The following is a 6,323-nucleotide window of genomic DNA, read 5'->3' as shown; positions in this document are numbered from 1 at the left end:
GCTCCGGGCAGCGGTCCGGGCAGTGACCTCCCCCATCCCCCCGCCCCCGCCTACACCGGGACCCGGGCGCTGACCCGGCTCACCCTCGGCGGGCCCGTCTCCCTCGACCTCGCCTCCTTCGGCGAGGCCACCGCCCAGCCGGGCGACGACGTCGTCCAGCTGACCGACGCCACCCGCCGCGCCTACCGCAAGGTCGTCGTCCGCGGCGACCGCCTGGTCGGCGGCGTACTCCTCGGTGATCTCGCCGCGGTCGGGGCGCTCGCCCGGGCCTGGGAGGGCGACGAGGCCCTCCCGCACGCTCCCCTGCTTCACCTGCTCACCCATGACGGAGGCTCCTGAGATGTCGACCATGCCCGTGCACACCCCCACCGTCGTCCTGGTCGGCCACGGAATGGTCGGCCAGCGCTTCCTGGAGGCGCTCGCGGACCACGGCGTCACCGAGCGGGCGCGCGTCGTGGTGCTCTGCGAGGAGCCCCGCCCCGCCTACGACCGGGTCCAGCTGACCTCCTACTTCTCCGGCCGCACCCCCGACGATCTGTCGATGGTCGAGGCGGGCTTCATGGAGAAGCACGGCATCGAGCTGTACGTCGGCGACCCGGCCGAGACGATCGACCGCGCGGCCCGTACGGTCACCGCCCGCTCCGGGCAGGTCTTCCCGTACGACACGCTGGTCCTGGCCACCGGCTCGTACCCCTTCGTCCCGCCGGTCCCCGGCAAGGACGCGCGCGGCTGCTTCGTCTACCGGACCATCGAGGACCTGCTGGCGATCGAGGAGTACGCGAAGACCGCGACGACCGGCGCCGTCGTCGGCGGCGGTCTGCTGGGCCTGGAGGCGGCGGGCGCGCTCAAGGGGCTCGGTCTCGGGACGCACGTCGTGGAGTTCGCCCCGCGGCTGATGCCCGTACAGGTGGACGAGGGCGGTGGCGCGGCGCTGCTGCGCACCATCGAGCAGATGGGGCTGAGCGTCCACACCGGCACCGGCACGCAGGAGGTCCTGACCGAGGACGGCGCGGTGATCGGGATGCGCCTGTCGGACGGCTCGGAACTCCCCGTCGACATGGTCGTCTTCTCGGCCGGTGTACGGCCCCGGGACCAGCTGGCGCGCGACTGCGGTCTCACCGTCGGCGAGCGCGGCGGCATCGCGGTCGACGAGCAGTGCCGTACCTCCGACCCCGCCGTCTACGCGATCGGCGAGTGCGCGCTGGCCTCGGACGGCCGGGTGTACGGCCTGGTGGCGCCCGGCTACGAGATGGCGCAGACGGTGGCGGCGACGATCGCGGCCGCCGGGGAGCGTTCCTTCAGCGGTGCCGACATGTCGACCAAGCTGAAGCTGCTCGGTGTGGACGTGGCCTCCTTCGGCGACGCGCACGGCACGGCCGAGGGCTGCCTCGACGTCGTCTACTCGGATTCGCGCTCCGGGGTCTACAAGAAGCTCGTGGTCGACAGGGACGGCGTGCTGCTCGGCGGTGTGCTGGTCGGCGACGCCGACTCGTACGGCATGCTGCGGCCGCTGACCGGCTCCGTGCCGCCGGTCTCTCCCGAGCAGCTGGTGCTCCCGGCGGGCGCGGGTGCGCCGGTCGTGCTCGGACCGTCCTCGCTGCCGGACGACGCCGTGATCTGTTCCTGCCACAACGTCACCAAGCACGCGATCACCCAGTGCACGACGCTGCCGGAGGTGAAGAAGTGCACCAAGGCCGGTACGGGGTGCGGCAGTTGCGTCAAGGTGATCGAGAAGCTGCTGCCGGCGGCCACCGACAAAGGGCTCTGCGGCTGCTTCTCGTACACCCGCAGCGAGCTCTACGAGATCACCCGCACTCTGCGGCTGACCTCCTTCGCCGAGCTGATCGACTCCCACGGGCGGCCCGAGGCTCGCGGCGGGGACGGCTGCGAGGTCTGCAAGCCGACGGTCGGATCGATCCTGGCGAGCCTCGCGCCGATCATCAAGGCGAGCGGCTACATCCTGGACGGCGAGCAGGCCTCGCTGCAGGACACCAACGACCACTTCCTGGCGAACCTGCAGCGCAACGGCTCGTACTCCGTGGTCCCCCGTATCCCGGGCGGTGAGATCACCCCGGAGAAGCTGATCGTGATCGGCGAGGTGGCCCGTGACTTCGGGCTCTACACCAAGATCACCGGCGGTCAGCGGATCGACCTGTTCGGCGCCCGGGTGGACCAGCTGCCGGCGATCTGGACCCGGCTCGTCGACGCGGGCTTCGAGTCGGGGCACGCGTACGGGAAGTCGCTGCGCACGGTGAAGTCCTGTGTGGGGCAGACCTGGTGCCGCTACGGCGTCCAGGACTCGGTGAAGATGGCGATCCAGCTCGAACTGCGCTACCGGGGCCTGCGCTCGCCGCACAAGCTCAAGTCCGCGGTCTCCGGCTGCGCCCGGGAGTGCGCGGAGGCGCAGTCGAAGGACTTCGGCGTCATCGCGACGGCGAGCGGCTGGAACCTGTACGTCGGGGGCAACGGCGGCGCGACCCCGCGCCACGCGGACCTGCTCGCCCAGGACCTGTCGGACGCCGAACTGGTCCGTCTGATCGACCGGTTCCTGATGTTCTACATCCGTACCGCCGACCGCCTCGAGCGCACCTCGACCTGGCTGGAGCGCCTGGAGGGCGGTCTGGAGCACCTCAAGGACGTGGTCGTGCACGACTCGCTGGGACTGTGCGACGAACTGGAGGCGCTGATGGCGGCCCACGTCGACGACTACCAGGACGAGTGGGCGCAGACCCTGGACGACCCGGACCGGCTGCGTCGCTTCGTGTCGTTCGTGAACGCGCCGGACGCGCCGGACCCGTCGGTCAAGTTCGTGCCCGAGCGCGACCAGATCAAGCCGGACCTGACGGTCCTCACCATCGGAACCCGCCTGGAAAGGGTCTGAAGCCATGAAGCTCGAACTGTCTCCGTCGCCTGATGCCTGGATGGCCGTCTGCGACGACTCCCGACTGACCCCGGGCCGGGGCGTGGCGGCACTGCTGCCGGACGGCCGGCAGGCGGCGCTCTTCAAGGACCGCTCGGGGCGGGCGTACGCGATCGAGAACCGTGATCCCTTCACCGGGGCGCAGGTGCTGTCCCGGGGCCTGCTCGGCTCGGCGGGCGGGCGGCCGTTCGTTGCCTCGCCGCTCCTGAAGCAGCGTTTCGACCTGGAGACGGGCAGGTGTCTGGACGACGAGGACGTGTCGGTGACGGTGTATCCGGTACGGGCGGTGTAGCAGAAGATCTTGACCGTACGTTCCGGAAAGCCGTAAGGTCGGGGCGTGGCCAGGACCAAGGAATTCGATCCGGACGCCGCGCTCCAGGCAGCGCTCGAGCTGTTCTGGCGGCGCGGGTACGAGGCGACGACGATGTCGGACCTCGTCGAGCACCTCGGGATCGGCCGCGCCAGCATCTACGCGACCTTCGGCAACAAGCACGAGCTGTACGTGAAGGCGATGGACCGCTACGCCCGGGCGAACAACCCGGCCCTGACCGCGGAGCTGTCCGAGCCGGACAGCGCACTGGCGGCCGTACGGGCCGTGGTGCGCCGGTTCGCCGCCGAGGCGGCGACGGACGAGGTCCGGCTGGCCGGCTGCTTCATCACCAACACGGCGGCGGAGCTGGGCCCGCACGACGCCACGGTCGCGCGGCGGGTGGAACTGAGCTGGGAGCAGGTCGAGACCCTGCTCCACTCGGCCCTCGTCCGCGCCCGCGCCCAGGGCGGGCTGCCCGCGGACCGTGATCCGCAGGCGCTGGCCCGGATGCTGCTCGTCCTGATGCAGGGCATCCGCCTGGTCGGCAAGGCGTCGAGCGATCCCACCAGGGTGCGCGACGCGGCGGAGCAGGCACTGACCCTGCTGGAGTGAGGGCCCGGGTGGGCTGAGGGCCTGGGTGGCCGAGGCCTTGGGGTGGACCGAGGGCCTGGGTGGGCTGAGGACCGCCTGAAGTAGGGCGCCATGCGGCGCCCTTCTTTTCGGCCCTCATTGCGGAACGTACGGTCAAGAATGGGGGGATCGGGGATGCCGGACTCGACGTGTGGGGCGACGCCAGGGGCAGGGCCGGGCTTGGAGGCTGCCTCAGGGTCAGAGCCAGGGGCAGGCTCGGGCGGGCGGCCGGGGAGCGCGGGCGCGCCGCGCCCCGGCGTCCTTGCCGCAGCCGGCGCCCGCCAGGGCTTCGCGTTGCTGGGCGCCGTACAGATGACGCTCATCTTCACGCTCGCCTCGCTCGCCGTGCCCCTCCCCCGTATCGCCGCCGAGTTCGCCCTCGCCCGGGCGGAGATCATCCTGCTCAGCGCCGCCTACGGCCTCACCTTCGCCGGGCTGCTGCTCCTCGGGGGGCGGCTCGCCGACCGGTACGGCGGGCGACGCACGCTCACGGCAGGCCTCCTCCTCTTCGGCGCGGCCTCCGCGCTCGCCCCGCTCGCCCCCGGGTACGAGGCACTGCTCGCCGCCCGCTTCGCGCAGGGATTCGGCGCGGCGCTCGTCGCGCCCGCCGCCATGGCGGTGCTGCGCCGCCTGTTCCCCGAACCGGCCGCGTACGGCAGGGCGATGGCGACCTGGGGCGGCCTCTCCGTCCTCGGGGCGACCGCGGGCAATCTGCTCTCCGGCGTCATCTCCGCCGCGCTCTCCTGGCGTTGGACCTTCGCGGTGCCGACGGCCGTCGCCGTCGCCGCCCTCGCGCTCGCGCCCCGCCTGCTCCCCACCACCCCGCCGGGGCCCGGCCGCGGGCTCGACGTCCCCGGGGCGCTGCTCGCCACCGCCGGTATCACGCTGGGCAGTTACGGTCTCGTGCTCACCGACGCGCACCCCTGGGGCTCCGCGCCGGTCCTCGTGCCGCTGCTCGCCGGGCTCGGACTTCTCGCCGCCTTCGTGGCCGTCGAGCGGCGGGCCCGCGACCCGCTGCTGCCGCCGGACTTCCTGCGCGACCGTCGCCGCGGCATCGGCCTCGCCGCCGTCGCACTCACCGCCGCCGGCACCGCCACCGTCTTCGTCCTGCTCTCACTCGCCCTCCAGCAGGAGCGCGGATACCCGGCCCTGCTCACCTCCGCCGCCTTCGTACCCTTCGCCGTCTCCCTGCTGGCCGCCGGGCGCCTGGCCGGACCGTTGATCGGGCGGTACGGCGCCGGGCGGGTCACCGCTGCCGGACTGGCCACCGGGGCGGCCGGCCTCGGGCTCCTCGCGGCGACCGGACTGAACCCGTCCGTGCCGTACGTCCAGGGCCTGCTGCCCGGCCTGCTCCTGCTCCCGGCCGGAGCGGCCGCCTCCTTCGCGGGGGCCGCGGTCCTGGCCACCGACGGCGTGCCGCCGCACCGCTCCGGGCTCGCGGGCGGCGTCCTCAACACGGCGATGGAGCTCGGCCCGACCGTCCTCTTCGCCGCCCTGCTCACGCTCGGCGGCGATGCCTCCTCGCTGGCCGCGACAGCCGTGGGCTTCGCGGTCCTGGCCACGCTCACCACCCGTACCGAGTAACCACCTCGTTCTCCGAAGGAGTTCCCATGTCCGCACGCTTCACCGACAGGACCGTTCTCGTCACCGGCGCCGGAAGCGGTCTCGGCCGGGCCATCGCGCTCGCCTTCGCCGCCGAGGGCGGGAAGGTGGTCGTCTCGGGCCGCGGCGCCGCCGCCCTCGACGAGACGGTGGCCCTGATCGAGGCCGCCGGCGGCACCGCCGCCGCCTTCACCGCCGATGTGTCCCGCGCCGAGGACACCCGGCGGCTCGTCCGGCGCACCGTCGAGCTCTTCGGCGGACTCGACGTCGCCGTGAACAACGCCGGGGTCTTCCGGGGCGGCCACGCCGCCGCCGACTTCCCGCTGGACGACTGGCAGACGCTCCTGGACATCAACGTCACCGGCGTCCTGCACTCCCTCCAGGCCGAGATCGCCCACATGCGGGCGCACGGCGGCGGCGCCATCGTGAACATCTCGTCCAACCTCGGCGCGCACGTCCGCATCCCCGGCGTCTTCGGCTACCAGGTCTCCAAGGCGGCCGTCTCCGCGATCACCCGGGCCGCCGCCCGCGACCACATCGCCGACGGCGTCCGGATCAACGCGGTCAGCCCGGGCGCCTCGCAGTCCACGATGTCGCTGCTGCCGGGCGAGACCGAGGCCGAGCGCGAGGTGCGGATGAAGGAGCAGTCGCCGCTCGGCAGGATCTCGGCGGCCTCCGAGATCGCGGCGGCCGTGCTCTACCTCGCCTCGGACGACGCCGGCTCGGCCGTCGGGACGGACCTGGTGATCGACGGGGGCGTCTCGGCCTGACCGGTCGTGGCGAGACCGGTCGTGGCGAGACCGGTCGTGGCGAGACCGGTCGTGGCGAGACCGGTCGTGGCGAGACCGGTCGTGGCGAGAC

Annotated in this window: 5 protein-coding genes and 1 pseudogene; all 6 read left to right on the top strand. The window is 72.9% G+C overall.

Translation table 11 applies throughout. The annotated features are described in order from the left end of the window. A pseudogene (locus J7E93_RS04280) lies at positions 1-339 on the top strand (NAD(P)/FAD-dependent oxidoreductase); the annotation flags it as partial. 1 nt (position 340) lies between these two features. Next, a complete protein-coding gene (gene nirB, locus J7E93_RS04275) occupies positions 341-2,881 on the top strand; it encodes a nitrite reductase large subunit NirB (RefSeq protein ID WP_251065995.1) in 2,541 nt (846 codons plus the stop codon). 4 nt (positions 2,882-2,885) lie between these two features. Next, complete coding sequence (gene nirD / locus J7E93_RS04270; protein WP_215065865.1) at positions 2,886-3,212, top strand: nitrite reductase small subunit NirD; 327 nt, start codon at positions 2,886-2,888, stop codon at positions 3,210-3,212. A 45-nt stretch (positions 3,213-3,257) separates the two neighbouring features. After that, positions 3,258-3,842 carry a TetR/AcrR family transcriptional regulator gene (locus tag J7E93_RS04265; protein WP_215065864.1) on the top strand — a complete coding sequence of 195 codons (585 nt, stop codon included), beginning with the start codon at positions 3,258-3,260 and terminating at the stop codon, positions 3,840-3,842. Between the two features lie 153 nt (positions 3,843-3,995). Then, positions 3,996-5,444: an MFS transporter gene (locus J7E93_RS04260; RefSeq protein WP_215065863.1), complete on the top strand. Its 1,449-nt coding sequence runs from the start codon at positions 3,996-3,998 to the stop codon at positions 5,442-5,444. A 26-nt stretch (positions 5,445-5,470) separates the two neighbouring features. Further along, entirely contained in the window at positions 5,471-6,232 is a 762-nt protein-coding gene (locus tag J7E93_RS04255; RefSeq protein WP_215065862.1) for an SDR family NAD(P)-dependent oxidoreductase, read from the top strand. Positions 6,233-6,323 lie beyond the last annotated feature (91 nt).

The sequence above is a fragment of the Streptomyces sp. ISL-36 genome (assembly GCF_018614205.1).
Classification (GTDB): domain Bacteria; phylum Actinomycetota; class Actinomycetes; order Streptomycetales; family Streptomycetaceae; genus Streptomyces.
The sequence above is the reverse complement of the archived record's forward strand: the minus strand, read 5'-3'. Positions and strand labels throughout refer to the sequence as shown.

Coding starts and splice junctions, on each gene's coding strand:
- nirB (WP_251065995.1), top strand. CDS start 341: ATGTCGACCATGCCCGTGCACACCCCCACCGTCGTCCTGGTCGGCCAC.
- nirD (WP_215065865.1), top strand. CDS start 2,886: ATGAAGCTCGAACTGTCTCCGTCGCCTGATGCCTGGATGGCCGTCTGC.
- J7E93_RS04260 (WP_215065863.1), top strand. CDS start 3,996: ATGCCGGACTCGACGTGTGGGGCGACGCCAGGGGCAGGGCCGGGCTTG.
- J7E93_RS04255 (WP_215065862.1), top strand. CDS start 5,471: ATGTCCGCACGCTTCACCGACAGGACCGTTCTCGTCACCGGCGCCGGA.